General features: G+C 57.8%; 18 protein-coding genes. 6 read left to right on the forward strand and 12 right to left on the reverse strand.

The genetic code is table 11. The annotated features are described in order from the left end of the window. Nucleotides 1-10: 10 nt before the first annotated feature. From K3J57_RS06175 to K3J57_RS06205, 7 genes are all read right to left on the reverse strand, one after another. Nucleotides 11-1,366 (reverse strand): branched-chain amino acid ABC transporter permease, encoded by a 1,356-nt coding sequence (locus tag K3J57_RS06175; protein WP_173487449.1) that lies wholly within the window; start codon nucleotides 1,364-1,366, stop codon nucleotides 11-13. Next, the gene (locus tag K3J57_RS06180) at nucleotides 1,363-2,373 is read right to left on the reverse strand and encodes a branched-chain amino acid ABC transporter permease (protein ID WP_259794460.1); all 1,011 of its coding nucleotides are present in this window, start codon (nucleotides 2,371-2,373) and stop codon (nucleotides 1,363-1,365) included. The genes K3J57_RS06175 and K3J57_RS06180 overlap by 4 nt, the downstream gene beginning before the upstream one ends. A gap of 3 nt (nucleotides 2,374-2,376) precedes the next feature. Further along, nucleotides 2,377-3,093, reverse strand: coding sequence for an ABC transporter ATP-binding protein (locus tag K3J57_RS06185; RefSeq protein WP_259786750.1), 717 nt, complete (start codon nucleotides 3,091-3,093; stop codon nucleotides 2,377-2,379). Beyond that, nucleotides 3,093-3,872 carry an ABC transporter ATP-binding protein gene (locus tag K3J57_RS06190; protein WP_259794461.1) on the reverse strand — a complete coding sequence of 260 codons (780 nt, stop codon included), beginning with the start codon at nucleotides 3,870-3,872 and terminating at the stop codon, nucleotides 3,093-3,095. Before K3J57_RS06190 ends, K3J57_RS06185 begins: the two co-directional genes overlap by 1 nt. 93 nt (nucleotides 3,873-3,965) lie before the next feature. Continuing rightward, nucleotides 3,966-5,153, reverse strand: coding sequence for an ABC transporter substrate-binding protein (locus tag K3J57_RS06195; RefSeq protein ID WP_259786752.1), 1,188 nt, complete (start codon nucleotides 5,151-5,153; stop codon nucleotides 3,966-3,968). Nucleotides 5,154-5,280: 127 nt separating this feature from the next. Next, nucleotides 5,281-6,315 carry a hypothetical protein gene (locus K3J57_RS06200; RefSeq protein WP_259794462.1) on the reverse strand — a complete coding sequence of 345 codons (1,035 nt, stop codon included), beginning with the start codon at nucleotides 6,313-6,315 and terminating at the stop codon, nucleotides 5,281-5,283. Nucleotides 6,316-6,354: 39 nt separating this feature from the next. After that, entirely contained in the window at nucleotides 6,355-7,353 is a 999-nt protein-coding gene (locus K3J57_RS06205) for a GlxA family transcriptional regulator (RefSeq protein ID WP_259786754.1), read from the reverse strand. 201 nt (nucleotides 7,354-7,554) lie between these two features. Here K3J57_RS06205 and K3J57_RS06210 point away from each other — a divergent pair, with 201 nt between their 5' ends. Continuing rightward, nucleotides 7,555-8,925, forward strand: coding sequence for a class II 3-deoxy-7-phosphoheptulonate synthase (locus tag K3J57_RS06210; protein WP_173487455.1), 1,371 nt, complete (start codon nucleotides 7,555-7,557; stop codon nucleotides 8,923-8,925). A 146-nt stretch (nucleotides 8,926-9,071) separates the two neighbouring features. On the opposite strand, the gene K3J57_RS06215 is transcribed toward K3J57_RS06210, so the two are convergent. After that, on the reverse strand, nucleotides 9,072-9,833 hold the full coding sequence (locus K3J57_RS06215) for a PAS domain-containing protein (RefSeq protein ID WP_259797558.1): 762 nt from the start codon (nucleotides 9,831-9,833) through the stop codon (nucleotides 9,072-9,074). Between the two features lie 194 nt (nucleotides 9,834-10,027). On the opposite strand from K3J57_RS06215, the gene K3J57_RS06220 reads away from it, so the two are divergent. Genes K3J57_RS06220 through K3J57_RS06230 form a run of 3 tightly spaced genes read left to right on the forward strand, consistent with a single transcriptional unit; the run spans nucleotide 10,028 to nucleotide 12,098 of the window. Further along, nucleotides 10,028-10,921, forward strand: a complete 894-nt coding sequence (locus K3J57_RS06220) for a YicC/YloC family endoribonuclease (RefSeq protein WP_259797560.1) — start codon at nucleotides 10,028-10,030, stop codon at nucleotides 10,919-10,921. Between the two features lie 5 nt (nucleotides 10,922-10,926). Further along, complete coding sequence (gene gmk, locus K3J57_RS06225) at nucleotides 10,927-11,580, forward strand: guanylate kinase (protein ID WP_055192350.1); 654 nt, start codon at nucleotides 10,927-10,929, stop codon at nucleotides 11,578-11,580. Then, entirely contained in the window at nucleotides 11,577-12,098 is a 522-nt protein-coding gene (locus tag K3J57_RS06230) for a gamma carbonic anhydrase family protein (RefSeq protein ID WP_259794470.1), read from the forward strand. The genes gmk and K3J57_RS06230 overlap by 4 nt, the downstream gene beginning before the upstream one ends. 148 nt (nucleotides 12,099-12,246) lie before the next feature. On the opposite strand, the gene K3J57_RS06235 is transcribed toward K3J57_RS06230, so the two are convergent. Further along, nucleotides 12,247-12,792: a peroxiredoxin gene (locus K3J57_RS06235; protein ID WP_173487459.1), complete on the reverse strand. Its 546-nt coding sequence runs from the start codon at nucleotides 12,790-12,792 to the stop codon at nucleotides 12,247-12,249. A 293-nt stretch (nucleotides 12,793-13,085) separates the two neighbouring features. Here K3J57_RS06235 and lipA point away from each other — a divergent pair, with 293 nt between their 5' ends. After that, nucleotides 13,086-14,039: a lipoyl synthase gene (lipA, locus tag K3J57_RS06240; RefSeq protein WP_259794473.1), complete on the forward strand. Its 954-nt coding sequence runs from the start codon at nucleotides 13,086-13,088 to the stop codon at nucleotides 14,037-14,039. A 290-nt stretch (nucleotides 14,040-14,329) separates the two neighbouring features. On the opposite strand, the gene hpt is transcribed toward lipA, so the two are convergent. Continuing rightward, the gene (gene hpt, locus K3J57_RS06250; protein WP_259779020.1) at nucleotides 14,330-14,875 is read right to left on the reverse strand and encodes a hypoxanthine phosphoribosyltransferase; all 546 of its coding nucleotides are present in this window, start codon (nucleotides 14,873-14,875) and stop codon (nucleotides 14,330-14,332) included. A gap of 103 nt (nucleotides 14,876-14,978) precedes the next feature. Between hpt and K3J57_RS06255 the strand changes: the two genes are divergently transcribed. Next, nucleotides 14,979-15,437 (forward strand): type II toxin-antitoxin system RatA family toxin, encoded by a 459-nt coding sequence (locus tag K3J57_RS06255; protein WP_055192292.1) that lies wholly within the window; start codon nucleotides 14,979-14,981, stop codon nucleotides 15,435-15,437. A gap of 83 nt (nucleotides 15,438-15,520) precedes the next feature. Here the strand turns inward: K3J57_RS06255 and K3J57_RS06260 are convergent, their stop codons facing one another. Further along, nucleotides 15,521-16,462 (reverse strand): site-specific tyrosine recombinase XerD, encoded by a 942-nt coding sequence (locus tag K3J57_RS06260; protein WP_259797562.1) that lies wholly within the window; start codon nucleotides 16,460-16,462, stop codon nucleotides 15,521-15,523. Continuing rightward, a complete protein-coding gene (locus K3J57_RS06265) occupies nucleotides 16,459-18,000 on the reverse strand; it encodes a hypothetical protein (RefSeq protein WP_259797564.1) in 1,542 nt (513 codons plus the stop codon). Before K3J57_RS06265 ends, K3J57_RS06260 begins: the two co-directional genes overlap by 4 nt. Between the last annotated feature and the right edge of the window lie 15 nt (nucleotides 18,001-18,015).

Genomic DNA, 18,015 nt, shown 5'->3' on the forward strand with positions numbered 1-18,015 from the left:
TTAGCAGGGTCTACTTTTCAGGGATCAGGCCACGCGGGCTGAAACGCAGTACCAGAAGCAGGACAATCCCCATCGAGAACAGGCGCATATGTGCGGCGCTGTCCAGCAAATGGGCCTTGAGGGCGGAGCCATCCGCCATTCCCATGGTCACCACCTGCATCAGCCAATTGCCGATCGGTTCCACCTTGATCCAGAAGAACCAGATCAGCAGACCGCCCAGAACAGCGCCAAAATTGTTTCCTGACCCGCCAACAATCACCATGACCCAGATCAGGAAGGTAAAGCGAAGCGGCTGATAGGTGCCCGGTGTGAGCTGACCATCCAGCGTGGTCATCATGGCGCCGGCAAGGCCACAGATCGCGGATCCCAGCACAAAGATCTGAAGATGGCGTTTGGTGACGTTTTTGCCCATCGCCTGTGCCGCGACCTCATTGTCGCGGATGGCGCGCATCATCCGCCCCCAGGGCGACTTCAGCGACAATTGCGCCAGAACCAGAAGTCCTACGAGAATGACGGTGAAAATCAGGCCGTAGGACAGTTTCACCGCAATGGTCGATGCGGTGGTGACATCCACGCCAAGACCTTCGGACTTTGCGATGAACTCTGCACTGTTTTGCAGGTCAATCTCATAGGGCACGGGGCGCGGCAGGCCGATGACATTTTTCACGCCGCGCGCAAGCCAGTCTTCGTTCTTGATCACTGCCAGCACAATCTCGGCGATACCCAGCGTGGCAATGGCAAGGTAGTCAGACCGCAGCCCCAGCGCGGTTTTACCCACCAACCAGGCCGCCCCTGCCGCCAGCAGGCCGCCCACAGGCCAGGCGAGGATCGCCATATAGCCGTGATCCTTGTAGCCGTCGGGTCCGCCGGGGTTCAGGCCCCCGATATTGCCGGTCGAGGCCGGATTGATTGCTTCGACACCGGCGACACCGGCATCAAACACATAACGGAACAGGAAGAACCCCGCAGCCAGAACAGCAAAGAGAACAAGCCCCCGCACCCGTCCAGGGGCCATGCGTTTAAAGGTCATGATCCCCGCGACCACCGTGGCGGCCCCCAGAATGAGGCCAAACACGATCCGGAACCCACCCGCAGACCAGGCGCCCGGGGTTGCAGGCATCGAGATCAGCACGGTGGCCAGACCGCCAAGGGCGACAAACCCCATGATCCCCACGTTGAACAGCCCGGCATAGCCCCATTGCAGGTTCACCCCCAAAGCCATGATCGCCGAAATCAGCGCCATGTTGAGAATGGCAAGCGAGGTGTTCCAGCTGCCCGAAAAGACCCAGAATGTCGTGCTTCCTTCCAGCACGAACAGAACGGCCATAATGGCAAACAGGAGTGGCGTGCGCATGTCTTTCGTCATACCGATTGCCCCTTGAAAAGCCCGGTGGGCTTGATCAGCAGAACCACGATCAGGATCACAAAGCTGACCGCGAATTTATAGTCGGTGGAAAGAAGCTGTGCGAGACCGGAAGGTTCCAGTGCTTCTGGCAACATGTAGGTTGCCACTTTTTTCCACGCATAGGTGATTGTGACCTCGGAAAAGGCGATCACAAACCCGCCTGCAATGGCCCCCAGCGGATTGCCCAGACCGCCAACAATGGCAGAGGCGAAAATCGGCAGAAGAAGCTGGAAATAGGTGAAGGGTTTGAAGCTTTTGTCGAGGCCATAAAGAACACCGGCGATGGTGATCAGTGCTGCCACGATGACCCAGGTTACCATCACAACACGTTCCGGGTTGATGCCGGACAGAAGCGCCAGATCTTCGTTATCAGAGAAGGCGCGCATGGATTTGCCGGTCCGGGTCTTGTTTAGGAACCAGAACAGAAACGCCACAACCAGCACGGCAGTGATAATTGTAATCCCCTGACTGGTCTTGAAGGCCAGCCCCTCGCGCAGGCCCGTCATCTCTTTGAATTCACGGGCTTTAATGATGAAGCGAGCACCATCGGCAAACCGTTGTTCGCCGGGTCCGATCAGGAAACGCACCACCCCGTTCATGATAAACATCACCCCCATCGAGGCCATGACGAACACGATCGGTTTGGCTTTTACCCGTCGGTAAAAACGATACACAACTCGGTCGGTGGCCAGCACCATGAGCGCCGTGCCGAGAATGCCGAAGGGCAGGGCAAGCAGGGCGGTGGGCAGCGGGTCAATCGAGACGCCCATCGACTGGAACCACCAGGTTACGAAAATCGTGACCATCGCGCCAAATGCCATGCTGTCACCATGGGCGAAGTTGGAAAAGCGCAGGATGCCATAGATCATCGTGACCCCCAGCGCGCCAATGGCAAGCTGCGAGCCGTAGGAAATGGCGGGGATCAGAACAAAGTTACTGAGCGCCACAATTGCATTGAGGAAATCCATTGATCAGCCCCCCAGGAAAGATTGGCGGACCTCGGGGTCAGCCAGAAGGGATTTGCCGGTGCCGGTATGCGCATTGCGCCCCTGAACCAGAACATAGCCTTTGTCTGCGATCTCAAGGGCTTGGCGGGCATTTTGCTCAACCATCAGGATCGATATCCCGGTCCGTGCCACTTCAATGATCCGGTCAAACAGCTCATCCATCACAATCGGCGAGACGCCCGCGGTGGGTTCATCCAGCATCAGAACGGTGGGTTTGGTCATCAGCGCGCGGCCCACGGCCACCTGCTGACGCTGACCGCCCGAAAGCTCACCTGCCGCCTGGTGGCGTTTTTCGCGCAGGATCGGGAACAGCTCATAGACCTGTTCAATGGTTTCTGAAATATCATCGGTGCGGATAAATCCACCCATTTCGAGGTTTTCTTCCACCGACATGGAGCCAAAGATATTGTGGGTCTGCGGCACAAAACCCATGCCTTTGCGCACACGCGCCTGTGGCGACAGGCGGGTGATGTCTTCGCCATCCAGCGTCACCGATCCCTGGCGCAGGTTGAGCATCCCAAACACGGCTTTCATGCCGGTCGATTTGCCCGCGCCATTGGGGCCGACAATCACCGCAATCTCTCCTTTATCAACGGAGATGGTGCAATCATGCAGGATGTCCGGGCCATGTTTGCCATAGCCACCGGTCATCCCTTCACCAATAAGGAAGGGGGCCGTCATCACGCGTCCTCTTTCTTGTTCTTGAGCCCGGTGCCGAGATAGGCCTCGATCACCTGCTCATTGGCCTTGATCTCAGCCAAGGTGCCCTGAGCGAGAACCTTGCCCTCGGCCATGCAGATGACCGGGTCGCAGAGTTTCTCGATGAAATCCATGTCATGTTCGATCACGACAAAAGTGTATCCACGCTCTTCATTCAGGCGTTTGATCGCATCGGCGATGGTGTAAAGCAGCGTGCGGTTCACGCCTGCACCCACCTCGTCGAGGAACACGATCTTGGCGTCGACCATCATGGTGCGGCCCAGTTCCAGAAGCTTTTTCTGCCCCCCCGAGATCTCGCCCGCCCGGAGGTCAGCGATATGGGAAATGGTTAGAAATTCAAGAACTTCGTCGGCTTTGGCCCGCAGGGCGCGTTCCTCGTCGGCGATGCGTTTGCGGCCAAACCAGGTGTTCCAGAGCGTCTCGCCTGACTGTCCGCCCGGCACCATCATCAGGTTCTCGCGGCAGGTCATCGACCCAAATTCATGGGCGATCTGGAAGGTTCTGAGCAGCCCCTTGTGAAACAGTTCATGCGGCGGCAGGCCGGTGATGTCTTCGCCCGCCATGGTGATCCGGCCCGAGGTCGGTTTCAACACCCCGGCGATCACATTAAACAGAGTCGTCTTGCCCGCGCCGTTAGGACCGATCAGCCCGGTGATCGAGCGATCTTCGATCCGCATCGTTGCACCATCTACGGCCCGAAAGCCGCCAAAGTGCTTGTGAACGTCTTCTATGACGATCATGTCTTCCCCTCTCACAACCTTAAGATGGTCGTGTATCTTACTGAAACAGCCCGGAAAAATCCGGGCTGTTTCATTTTGGTTATGCCAGCAGGATCAGCGGTACTTAACCGTTTCGATCTTACCGTCTTTGATCTCGATCTGGCGGTATCCGCCCGAGGCTTCGCCACCGTTGATCAGCTCAACCGCGGTTGCGCCCACATAGTCGATGTCGCCGCCATCTGCCAGGATCTGCAGACCTTTGGCCAGCTCACCCGGATAGATCTTTTCGCCCGGCGCGTTGGCAACCATTTCCACCTTCGACATGTAGTCGGCGGATTCGGCGGAACCCGCAGCCTGCATGGCCAGAAGGATCAGGGCCGCAGCGTCATAGCTTTCGCCGGTATAGGGGCTGCCCACGGTGAATTTGTCGCCGGCAAGCTCGGCAAAAGTGGCCGCACCCGGGCTGTCGGTGCCAGCCAGCTGACCGGTCGAACCTTCAACTTCGGCGCCGAAGTTCTTTTCAAGGTTTTCACCGATCATGCCATCGGGGAAGTGGAAGCTGTCAAAGGCGCCGGTGTCGAGGGCACCGCGCACGATGCCTGCGCCCCCCTGGTCGACGTAGCCGGCAACCACGAGCAGGTCACCGCCAGCCGATGCCAGGGCGCCAACTTCTGCGGTATAGTCGGCTTTGCCATCTTCATGGGCGGCCACGATGGTCACTTCGCCGCCAGCTGCTTCAAACGCGGCTTTGAACGCGTCGGCCATGCCTTTGCCGTAGTCATTGTTGGTGTAGGTCACAGCAACCGAGCCCACGCCGTTTTCTTTCAGAATGTCGGCCATGACAGCGGACTGACGCGCATCCGACGGGGCGGTGCGGAAGAACAGACCGTTATCTTCGGCGTCGGTCAGGCCCGGCGAGGTGGCCGAAGGCGAGATCATCACGATACCGTTCGGCACGGCCACGTTGGCCAGAACCGCACCGGTGACGCCGGAACAATCCGGACCAACCAGACCTTTGACACCATCCGAGGTGATCAGTTTTTCAGCAGCAGCGGTGGCAGCGGCGCTGTCGACGCAGGTCGAGTCTGCACGGACCGATTCCACGGTCTTGCCACCCAGCAGCAGGCCCGAGGCCGACACTTCAGCCATGGCCAGCTCAGCACCACCGGCCATATGCGGTGTCAGGCTTTCGATCGGCCCGGTATAGCCCAGGATCGTGCCCAGCTTGACCACATGGTCATGTGCCATTGCGGTGCCGGTCATCAGAGCGGTGGCGGCAGTCGCCATCAGCATCTTTTTCATATATCTTTCTCCCAATTGGAAAATTCTCCCAACCGTCACATTAGGACCGAATAGGGGAAATGAAAAGACCCGCATGCGAAGAAATGCAGTGGAAATCCGTCAGGTTTCAGATGTAATTCCGCCCGGTTCAGGGCAAGGAAATATAACGTAATCTGAATGTGGTTTCTTGCGGCAATCCAACGGTTTGCTCGGAGTTTTGCAAGGCGGTGAGGGTCGGGATCTCATCGGTTGGACCGTCGGTGACCTCCTGCGCTGCACCTAACGCCGCGTCAAGGATGTCAGGCCGGAACGTGGTTGTGATATCGGCAAAACGGGTGCGGCGAAGCTGGTCACATCGGTCCTGATTACAGAGAAAACTGAGAACAGGCCGGTAAATGCCTGCAAGCGCGTTCGTACTCAGAACCTGCCCATCCTGTCTGGCCAGCAGCACGTTCTGATCAGGGTCGAACGGGGTTCGGTCAAGCGACAGGGTCAGGTGATACTCCGTATCCGGTATGGCAAGGTCATTTGAGATACGTGCGCGGATGTCGGCTTCGATATCGTGCGGGTTTGCACCTTGCTCAGTCCGGCTCTCCCAGATGTAGGGCAGATCGACAGACAGGGAATGGGTGAACTGACCGGCCAGGGCGGGGCGTGTGACCCAAAGATTGTCCGGGTTTTGATCCACCATTTCGATCTGCGCGGCGGCCTGATGATAGGGAAGGACCTTATCGACCATGTCGACCTTCTGGGCGACGGCGACGAGTGGCGTCAGATCCATTCTGTTGGCATTGCAGAACGCATATTCGCGGAAGAGATTATCGTCTTTCACCGCCCACAGAATTTTGCCGCGATCTGAGCCGCAATACATCGGTTGATGAGGGGTGGAGAACAGGCTTTCAAACAGGCGATCGCCATAAAATCCGATGGTCTGGGCAGAAGCGTCAGAGGGTGTGTTGATCAGATACCACCCTTTGCGCCCGTTTCGAAACACAATACGCTCAGCCGTTTCCAGATCGACCAGCGTGACCAGATCCACCCGGGGCAGGTGGCTGGTGTCTTCGCCCCAGATCATGTTGTAAAAGGAGAAAAGCCCGTGCCCCAGAACCAGCACGATCCAGGTCACATAGGCACATGCCGCCAAAACCAGCGCGGCGACCACTCGGATGAAAATCTTCTTCATACTGATAAAATGGCGATACTGGTCAAACTGGGCAGAAGGTCAGGTTTTGGCAGATCCTGATTGGCTGCCCCGTTCCCGATAGGGGGTTGTTTCATAATGCGACCGGTAGCATTTCGAGAAATGCGAGGGGCTGGAAAACCCGCAGGCCAGCGCCACATTGATCACGCTCATATCCGTCTGCATCAACAGGTTGCGCGCTTTTTGCAGGCGCAATTCCATGTAATAGCGTTTGGGAGAACGGTTGAGATAGCGCCGGAACAGGCGTTCAAGCTGCCGGGTGGACATGCCGACTTCTGAGGCCAGGATCGACGGTGAGATCGGTTCCTCGATATTGCCTTCCATGCGCTGGATCACTTCGGACAGTTTGGGATGGCGCACCCCGATCCGCGTGGGCACCGACAGGCGCTGGCTGTCCCGATCAGTTCGAATAGACGTGTAGATCTGCTGGTCAGCCACGACATTCGCGATATCTTCGTCCTGCTGTTGCGCAATCAGCTTCAGCATCAGGTCAATTGACGCGGTGCCGCCCGCAGCAGTCATGCGCGGCCCGTCGATGACAAAGACCCGCTTGGTCAGGTCGACATCATCAAATTCTTCCGCAAAACTGTCGTGATTTTCCCAATGGATGGTGGCGCGTTTGTCAGACAGAAGCCCCGCCCGGGCCATGATATAAGATGCGGTGCACAGTCCCGCGACCTGAACCCCACGACGTGCTTCGCGGCGGATCCAGTTCAAAAGCTTTGGGCTGCAGTTGTTTTGGACATTTACACCAGAGCAGATCACGACCACGTCGTCGCGCTTCAGCTCTTCCAGATCCCCGTCCAGATTAAAGCTGGCCCCGGCAGAGCATCTGACCGTTTCACCGCCTTCACCAAGCAGTCGCCATTCGTAAAGATTACGCCCCGCCGCCCGGTTGGCAATACGCAACGCATCCAGAGCACCGGCAAAGCTGAGCAGGGTGAATTCGTTCACCAGCACAAAAACGAACCGAATGCTCGGATTTGTCTGTGGCTTTTCCTTAGGAAGGCTCTGGTTCATTGGCGACTCACTTGCTTGATGAGGCTGAATTTTGACATGAAGGACACCACACCAGTTTTGACCGGCAGCTTCAAGACGTTTTGCGGCCAGGCAGACACATTCTTGAAACATATCACTGTTTGCACCTCGGACATAGAGGCGCTATCAAGAGGGCCTTATTGCCCCGGAGGAGGGGGCTTGATTGAACATGGAGCAAAGATGATGACGGATTGGAATAAGTCGGCCTGGCGTGAAAAGCCAAGAGTTCAGATGCCCGACTATACCGACCCGGCTGCGTTGGCCGAGGTCGAAGCGCAGCTTGGCAAATATCCTCCGCTGGTCTTTGCAGGCGAAGCGATCCGGTTGAAACAGGAATTGGGCAAGGCATCCCGCGGCGAAGCGTTTCTGCTTCAGGGCGGTGATTGCGCCGAAAGCTTTGCTGACTTCTCGGCTGACGGCATTCGTGACACGTTTAAGGTGATGTTGCAGATGGCCATGGTTCTGACCTTCGGCGCCAAGGTGCCGGTGGTCAAGGTGGGCCGTATGGCCGGGCAGTTTGCCAAACCGCGTTCGGCACCGACCGAAACCGTGGATGGGGTGGAACTTCCCAGCTATCGCGGGGATATCATCAACGAGTTGGATTTCACCTCGGATGCCCGCATCCCCGACCCGAAGAAAATGTTGCAGGCCTATACGCAGTCGGCGGCAACGCTGAACCTGTTGCGCGCCTATTCCACCGGTGGTCTGGCCGATGTGCATCAGGTGCATCAATGGACGTTGGAATTCACCGAGGGGGGCGAGGCCGAAAAATATCGCGCCATGGCCGAGCGGATCCAGGACAGCCTCGATTTCATGAAATCGGCAGGCGTGACCTCGGACCGGATGCACACGTTGCAGACGGTGGATTTCTACACCTCGCATGAAGGGCTTCTGCTGGAATATGAAGAGGCCCTGACCCGTCAGGACAAAACCACCGGCAAAACCGTTGCAGGCTCCGGCCACATGCTGTGGATCGGCGACCGGACCCGTCAACCGGACGGGGCACATGTTGAGTTTCTGCGCGGCGTGATCAACCCGATCGGGTTGAAATGTGGCCCGACCACCACCGCAGACGACCTCAAAGTGCTGATGGAAAAGCTGAACCCGGAAAACGAAGCCGGGCGCCTGACCCTGATTGCGCGTTTTGGTGCTGGCAAGGTGGGCGAACATCTGCCGCGTCTGATCGAAACGGTGAAATCCGAAGGGGCCAATGTGGTCTGGTCCTGCGACCCGATGCATGGCAACACGATCAAATCGGCCTCTGGCTATAAAACACGCCCGTTCGACAGCGTGCTGAAAGAGGTGCAGGACTTCTTTGCCGTGCATCAGGATCAGGGCACCATTCCGGGGGGCGTGCATTTCGAAATGACCGGCACCGATGTGACCGAATGCACCGGCGGCGTGCGCGCCGTAACGGATGAGGATCTTTCGGATCGCTATCACACCGCGTGTGATCCCCGTCTGAACGCCTCTCAGTCGCTGGAACTGGCATTCCTGGTGGCAGAGGAACTGTCGGCGCTTCGTCAACCGAACGAAACGCGCAAGGCCGGATGAGGCCGAACGCCGAAACGCTTTAAAAGGAAAAACCCTGGCTTCGCCGGGGTTTTTCTTTTTTATCAATGTTATACTGAAATACCTTCAAGTATTCTTATGCAAAAGGTCCTGCCGTTACCAAGGGGCTGTCTGCGGCCAATGCTGGCTCACTCTTCACCAACCAGCCAAAGATGGCCGCGGCGGATGGTTTTGCCGGTGTCGGCCTGGCCTTCGGTGTTGCCCGTGTCCCTGTCTGCCTTGTCTTTTGCAGTATTTTGCCGGGAGGCAAGACCGAGATCATCGTCGGCGGCCGGGAAGCTGTATGCATCCTCTGTGTGGCGAAAAATCGGGCGCAAACTGCCCGCGACACTGCTCGGCTCATCCACGATAATATCCCTGACCGACAGGTCCTGAAAGGTAAAGCGGCGCGGGGCCCGATCAACGCCCCCCTTGATCTGAAGCGCACCAAGGGCACGGGTTACCCGGCCCTGATCATCCAGCATCGGAGCCATGAAAAGCTGCGCATCCAATGCTTTACGGGTAAAGCTGCCTTTGCTTGTCAGGCTGGCATGAAGGGTGGCAGGCCCATCAAACAGACGCCCCAACGCCTCCTGAATCTCGGCCCGCGCCTCGGGCATGAACAGAGATGAGATCGGCATTCCGCGCATTTCCATGCCCAAAATATCATTCAGACCCTGACCGGACAGGCGGATCTTGGCCATGCCCGGTGCGATTTTTTCCAAAATGAAGGCGTGTTCGAGAATGCCGGAAAGGCCGCGCGGGTCAAGTTCGGACCGGGCCGGCACCAGGCGCTTGCCGCGCAGCCCTTCCCAGTATCCCTCGGCCTGTGCCACTGCCGGAAATTTCATGCCGGTGCGCGCAGCGGTGATTGAAATCACATTCCCGTCTTTTACATAGTCGATCTTCATGTCTCTGTCCCTCAGGCCGGTCTGGATGGGTGACGCCTGAAAGGCGTGACGCTGAGAGCCTTCTGGCTGCTTGTTCCAGTGCTGACCGTCTGCTAACTGAAATCGAGGTAATGCTTACCACATTCTTAATATGGCATATTCTGTTAAAATGTGGTGATAAATCTTATCAAATGGTTAACTGAACAGGATGCCCCATGGCCCAATCAATGACAGGTTTCGCAAGCGCCACCGGAGATAACGGAACCTATAGCTGGAACTGGGACATCCGCTCGGTCAATGCCCGCGGTCTGGACCTCCGGCTGAGGCTTCCAGATTGGATCCCCGGACTGGATGAAGCCATTCGCAAAGCTCTTAAAGGGCATGTGACACGGGGGAATATCTCACTTGGGCTGCGTGTTTCGCGAGGGGAAGAAGGCGGGCAGGCCGCGATCAGTCCAGCCGGGCTTGCGCAGGCGCTTGGCCTGCTGGGCACCATCCGCGCAGAGGCCGAGAACCGGGGGCTGCCCGTGGCCCCTGTCAGCCCGTCAGATATTGCCACCATGCGTGGTGTGCTTGAGGTGAAGTCGGGCGGAGAGGAGGAGGCTGGTGAGCTCATGAACGCTCTGAGCGCGCAAATTCCCGACCTCGTCCGCCAGTTCGTAGACGCGCGTGAAGGGGAAGGGGCAGAACTGGTTGCGATCCTGTCTGCCCAGGTGGATGAGGTGGCCCAGCTTGTGGATCAGGCAGAACTGCTTTTGTCTGAACGGCAGGAGGCACAGAAAGCCCAGCTTGGCGATGCCATGGCGCGGGTCCTGGACAACACAGACGGGCTTGAGCCGGACCGGATCATCCAGGAGCTTGCGTTAATTGCCGTCAAATCCGATGTGCGGGAAGAGGTAGACCGCCTGCGCGCCCATGTCTCCGCCGCGCGCGAGCACCTTGCAAGTTCGGTGCCGGTGGGGCGAAAGCTCGATTTCCTCATGCAGGAGTTCAACCGCGAAGCCAACACGCTTTGTTCAAAGGCGCAATTCAACGCGTTGACCACGGTTGGGCTGGACCTCAAACATGTGATCGATCAAATGCGTGAGCAAGTGCAGAATCTGGAGTAAGTCCCATGGCCAATTTCGAAAACCGTCGCGGTTTGCTGATCATCCTGTCCTCGCCCTCAGGGGCCGGGAAATCCACCCTAGCCAGGCAGTTGATGCAATGGGATGACAGTTTGCGCTTTTCAGTGTCGGCCACAACCCGCGCCCCGCGTGAGGGCGAGGAAAACGGCGTGCATTACCATTTCGTGGACGAGCCCACCTTCAAGGGTATGGTGACAGAGGGTGAAATGCTGGAACACGCCCATGTGTTCGGCAATTTTTACGGGTCCCCAGCAGGTCCGGTGCGCGACGCGATCGAAAGCGGTCGTGATGTCCTGTTTGACGTGGACTGGCAGGGCGCCCAGCAGATTTCCAACTCGGCCCTGCGTGACCATGTGTTGTCGATTTTTGTGCTGCCGCCCTCGATCACGGAACTGCGGCGTCGTCTGGTCAGCCGGGGACAGGACAGTGACGAGGTGATCCAGAAAAGGATGCAGAAAAGCTGGGACGAGATCAGCCACTGGGACGGGTATGATTATGTTTTGGTCAATGATGATCTGGAGGCGACGTTTGACCGGTTGAAAACCATCGTGTCCGCGGAACGCCTGCGCCGGGCGCAGCAGCCCGGACTTCTGAACTTCGTGCGCGGGCTGCAATCGGAATTTGAGGAGAATGAAACATGATTTATGCATTGGATGGTGTGACGCCCGAGATTGACCCGGCTGCCTGGGTGGCCCCGGATGCCAATCTTATCGGTCGGGTTCGAATCGGCGCCAAGGCGTCGGTCTGGTTTGGCTGCACCCTGCGTGGCGACAATGAACTGATCGACGTGGGCGAAGGCACCAATGTGCAGGAAAACTGCGTGTTTCACACCGATCTTGGGTTTCCGCTGACCATCGGCGCCAATGTCACCGTTGGCCATAAGGTGCTTTTGCATGGCTGCACAATTGGCGATGGCAGCCTGATCGGCATGAATGCGACAGTGATGAATGGCGCAAAAATCGGCAAAGGATGCCTTATTGGCGCCGGCGCGCTGGTGACCGAAGGCAAAGAGATCCCGGACGGGTCCATGGTGCTGGGCAGCCCCGGCAAGGTCGTACGAGAGATTGACGAGGCGACAAAGCAGACGCTTCTGGCCTCAGCCCATCATTACCAGGTCAACGCAGCCTATTTCGCCAAGAGCCTGAAACCGGTTGGCTAAGCGGCTCGGAAAAACCTGTTTCTCTGGTCTATCTTGAGGTGTCTTACCGGCGGAGACATGTCGGAAGAACCGTAAATCCACCGTAAATCCTATGAAAAAGGGCCACCTGATCAGGCGGCCCTTTCAACTTTTTCAAACGCGGGGTGGCTTATGCCACGGCGCTGGCATTGTCTTTCAGCCAGCTCATCACGTTCTCCGGCGAGCTTTCGCCATAGGGATCTTCGCCGTGATTGTCTTCGCGGCCCGGCTCTTCGAACCATTTTTCAACAACACCATCCTTGATGATGGCGGCATAACGCCACGAACGGTCGCCGAAGCCCAGGTTGTCCTTGGCCACCAGCATCCCCATCAGGCGGGTGAACTCACCCGAACCGTCAGGGATCACTTTGACGTTTTTGAGTTCCTGATTGCGCGCCCAGGCGTTCATGACAAAGCTGTCATTCACCGACATGCAGTAAATCTCGTCGATGCCGAGTTTTGCGAATTCTTCTGCGCCCTTTTCAAAGCCCGGAAGCTGGAAGGTCGAACAGGTGGGGGTAAAGGCCCCCGGCAGCGAGAACAGGATCACGCGTTTGCCGGCGAAATAATCATCCGAGGTCATGTCCTGCCAGCGGAACGGGTTGTCACCGCCGATGCTTTCATCACGCACACGGGTTTTAAAGGTGATGTTGGGAACGCGAACGCCTTCTTTCATCTGTCTTGATCCTTCATAAAAGTTCAACTTTTGGCAGGGGAAGAATCAACATTCCCCTGCGGTTCGCGACTGTTTAGAAACATTCCAAAATCCACTCAATGACTTTCTTTGTCGCAGTTGGGAAAAATCGCAAACGTAACAGAATTGCGCCGAGCGGGGCGGTTGATGTCGGTTTCATGCGCGCCAATTTCGCCAAGCCATGCATTTTTCACATTCCCGCATCCCTGCCGGTGCAGAAGGGTGACAGGCTTCTCCATGCGGCGTATATAATCGGGGAAATCGGAGGACCATTCATGCGTGATCTTAAACTTCCTGAAGAGCGCCACCCGGAAAAAGCGCATCGCAAGGACAACGCTCAGCCCAAGAAACCCAGCTGGATCCGTGTGCGTGCACCCGGCGGTAAGGGCTATGCCGAGACCCACAAGATCATGCGTGAAAACAAGCTTGCCACGGTTTGCGAAGAGGCCGCCTGTCCGAATGCCGGGGAATGCTGGTCGCAGGGTCACGCCACCATGATGATCATGGGGGAGATCTGCACCCGCGGCTGCACGTTCTGCAACGTGGCCACCGGGCGACCGGATGATCTGGATGTGTTTGAACCGGGCCGCGTCGCTGATGCGGTAAAGAAGCTGAACCTCAACCATGTGGTGATCACCTCGGTCGATCGGGATGATCTGGAAGATGGCGGAGCCGAACATTTCGCCCAGACCATTCGCGCCATCCGTCATAAATCCCCGAAAACCACAATTGAAATCCTCACGCCGGATTTCCTGAAATGCGACCCGTCGGTGCTGGAAACCGTGGTGGCGGCCAAACCGGATGTGTTCAATCACAACCTTGAAACCGTGCCGGGCCTTTATCCGACCGTGCGCCCCGGTGCGCGCTATTTCCACTCGTTGCGCCTGTTGCAGCGGGTGAAAGAGCTGGACCCGTCGATGTTCACCAAATCCGGCATCATGGTCGGGCTGGGCGAAGATGCGCAAGGTGTGCGGCAGGTGATGGATGATATGCGCGCGGCGGATGTGGATTTCCTGACCATCGGTCAATATCTGCAGCCCACACCGAAACACCACGCGGTGGAGCGGTTTGTGCATCCTGATGAGTTCAAGGATTACGAGAAAGCGGCCTATGGCAAGGGGTTCACCATGGTTTCGGCAACCCCGCTGACACGCTCGTCCTATTTTGCCGGGAATGATTTTGAACGGCTGCGGGCCAATCGCGAAGCTCAGCTGGCGGCAAAAACCTGACAGGACAGATCAGGGGCGCTGCCCCTCGACCCTCCGGGTCTCACCCCGAGGTATTTCAGGCAAGAAAAAGGGCGCGCGGTTTTCCGGGCGCTTTTTTCGTTGTGTGATTAGGGGCGGATTTTGCTTTGTGAGCGGAAGTCCTGCATCCAGCCCGGCGCGCCGAAGAAATATTCCACGGCAAAAAGGGCCAGACACAACACCAGCACGGCCAAAAACAGTTTCACGCGTTTTTCAGAGGGCGGGTTTCGCGCCCATCGGGACATCCGCCAAAGCCAGCGCGGGTTCATCGGTCAGGTCTCTTCGACAAAACGCACCTTGCCGATAAAGGGCAGGTTCCGGTTGCGCTGCGCATAGTCGATCCCGTAGCCAACGACAAATTCATCGGGGATTTCGAAGCCGGTCCAATCGGCCTTGATGTCCACTTCACGACGGGATGGTTTGTCGAGCAGGGCAATCGTGCGCAGCTTGCGCGGGCCCTTGGCTTCGAGAAGTTTGATCACCTGGGTCAACGTATGGCCGGTATCGACGATATCTTCGACCACCAGCACGTCGCGCCCGGCAATTTCGCCACGCAGATCCTTGAGAATGCGCACCTCGCGCGAGCTTTCCATGGCGTTTCCGTAGGATGAGGCCTCAAGGAAATCGACCTCGACCGGCAGGTCGAGCTCTCGCACCACATCCGCGATAAAGACAAAAGAGCCACGCAGCAGCCCGACCACAACCAATTTGTCAGTGCCCTCAAATTCGTCATGAATGTCATGGGCCAGCTGCTCCACCCGCGCCGCAATCCGTTTTGCTGAGATCAGGGTGTCAATCACATAGGCAGGTTGTGTCATGGCGGGTCCTTGCAGGTTTGCTGGTATTTTTCGGGGCATCCCCCTTGATTTCCGAGCGCATAATTAGGACATGTTCCGCCACGATAGAAGGGAAAAAGCACATATGCCAACCCATGGGGAAAAACGGATCCTGCCTTATACGCCCAACCAGATGTATGAGCTGGTGGCTGATGTTGCGAAATATCCGCAATTCCTGCCGTGGAACTCGGCTGCGCGGGTGCGCAAGCGGACGCCGCAACCGGATGGGACGGAAGTGATTGAGGCCGATCTGGTGATCAGTTTCAAAGTGTTTCGGGAGCGGTTCGGATCGCGGGCCCTTCTGGACCCGAACACGCCGCGCCTGGATATGGAGTATCTGGACGGGCCGTTCAAATATCTGCGGTCCCATTGGCAGTTTCATCCGCATGAAACGGGGTGTGAAATCGAGTTTTTTGTCGATTTTGAATTCAAGAGTGCAGTCTTGCAGAAAGTCATTGGCTTGGTGTTCAACGAGGCAATGCAACGGATCGTGCGGGCGTTTGAACTGCGGGCACAGGAACTTTATGGCCCCGTGGTAGGGTGAGCCTTGGTGGTGGCAGGGGGATCTAGACGGAGCGCTTTTCATCAAGCCCTTCATCGCGTGTCCCGCGCGGCCCAGCGTTCGAATTACGTGTCGCGTTGCGCAAGCGGGTGGTGTTCGAGCACCAGCGACTTCAACCGTTCCTCCAGAACATGGGTATAAATCTCGGTCGTGGCGACATCGGCGTGGCCTAACAGCGTCTGAATGGTGCGCAGGTCCGCCCCATGCGCGAGAAGATGGGTGGCAAAGGCATGGCGCAGCCGGTGTGGGGTCACCAGATCCGGAGATATACCCGCCGCCACCGAAATTTCCTTGATCAGACCAAAAAAACGATGCCGGGTCAGATGGCCGGATTTTCCCCGCGAGGGAAACAGGAACGGGGACGGGGGGATCTTTTTCTCAATCCGCTGCGTCTCTTCCTGTTCATCGCGGAGCAAAAGCCAGTCTGCAAGCGCATCGCGCGCGGGCGGAGACAGCGGCACCATCCGTTCTTTGCCCCCTTTCCCTTTGACCAACAACATGCGCGGATCACCACGCGCACTGCTGACCGGCAGTCCGACCAACTCGCTGACCCGCATTCCGGTGGCGTAGAGCAGTTCCATCAGGCAGGTGTTTCGGCATCGATCAGAGGGCGAACGCCCAAATTGCCTTGCTGCCGCCAACAAGGCATCAACCTGTTGTTCGTCCAGTGTTTTCGGCAGGGATTTTACGCGTTTGGGCCCTTTGATCTGCAAGGCGGGATTGTCGCTGCGCCATCCCTCTTCATAGGCAAAGCGAAAAAGCCCTTTGATCGAGGACAGACGGCGCGCGCGCGTTGACTGGGCCAGCCCAAGCGCATCACATTCCACCATGAAGTTTTCAATATCCTCACGGGTGACGTCAGAAAATCCCTTGGTTTCAAGATGATCGGAAAAGGTCTTCAGATCCCGCCCATACGCAAGCAGCGTGTTCTGCGCACCGTCCAATTCGGCCGCCTGCGCTTCGAGAAAGGCTGATATCCAGCGTGCGTTGTGATCTGACCCGGTCATCCGCGGCGATCCAGTATCAAGAATTGCAAAGCAGCGGCGCGGGCTGTGTCCTCAAGACCAATCTGGCGGAAAAATGCGATTGCATCACTCACCTCGTCCAGATCGCCCAACGAGCCGTTACTGAACAGGGCGATTGCGCGCAGAATGGCCTCTCCCACTCGATCTTGATCCACAAGGCCGCTGAGACGTGTGGGCATGGTGCGGGCTGCAAACCCTTCCAGCACCGCTTCGGTTTCGGCATCTACCGGAACAACCGATGTTGTGTCCCCAAGAGCGATCGCGCGCAGGATGGCGGCACGTGGAGCAGGCCCCGGATCTGCCGGAAGCTGGCGCGCGATCTGTTCGGAGGCGTTGGACATCAACCCCATGCGAAGGGCCACCCATGCCGCCTCTTTTGCAAGAGGAAACCGGTTGAGTTCAGGTCCGAAAATGCGTGAGAAGGGCAGCTCCAGATCCACCTCTTCCAACCGGGTCCAAAGCGCAGGCAGCAGGACGTTCAGCGTGTCAATGTCGCGTGTTTTCAGTGCTGTATCAAGGGCCTGCACGGCGGCCATCCGATCCCAGACGCCCCCTGAGGCCGCCGGTTTGCGTTCGGTGTAAAGGCCAAAGATCTGGTTGTCGCTGACGGCGCCCACACGGGCCAGACGTTCACCTGCTTCCGCACGTGCTTTCCAGCCGATATTGGCGCGAAGATCTGCCTGCGCAAAGGCGAGAGGCAGGGTGTGGGTGGCAATATGCTGGCCGATTGCCTCGTAAAGACGGAAGGTCAGCGGGGTCGGATTGCCGGGTTTGGGTAAAAAGGGTTCACCTTCGAACAGGTCAGGGTCCAAAAACCAGGACAAAAGAAGGTCCTGCTCTTGCGAGATATACCCCAGCGCCCGCGCCGTGCCCAAAGACAGAACCGCCGCATCCCAATCCCCCTGACGGGCAAGGCAAAAGATCCGCGCGGGAAAAGTTGGGCTAAGGGCGGGGGCATTGGCAAGGTGGCGACAGGTCAGGTCTTCCTCCCCCAAGAGCAGCGCCGTATCAAACCCACGGCGAAAACTGGCGGGGGTTGTCAGACCGGCACGTGCCAAAAGCGCATCGGCCTGATCAAGAGCACCAATATTCAAGAGCCGATCCACTCGGGCCAGGAACAGCCGGTCATCAGCCAGCGACGTGCCCTTTGGGGGATCAAGTTCAGCCAGAAGAAGGCGGTTCAGAAGGTCCTGCAGGGCTGGCAGCAGGTCAACCGGTAGGCCGCTGATCCGGCGCGCAAGATCATCCGCGCGCGAGGCCCCCCAGAGATCGGACTGAAATCCGGTCACATGGCTGGGCAAAAGGCCAACAGCGTCGGTTTTTGTGCGTGCAAGAGGGGACACCGTCACCGCGGCCACCGCGGCGGTTTGCGCCACATCGCTTTCGCTGCGACCGCTTTGGGCAGAAGGCGGTGTCGGGGCGGGGAGGGTGATGCTGTTGGACAGCCAGTCAATGGCTGAAAGTGGCTTGTCTGCAGACCCCTGCTGGGACACGGGCGCGTTCGAAGATTGTTGCGCCATCACCAATCCGGGCGC

Source organism: Aliiroseovarius crassostreae (genome assembly GCF_025137635.1).
Taxonomy (GTDB): domain Bacteria; phylum Pseudomonadota; class Alphaproteobacteria; order Rhodobacterales; family Rhodobacteraceae; genus Aliiroseovarius; species Aliiroseovarius crassostreae.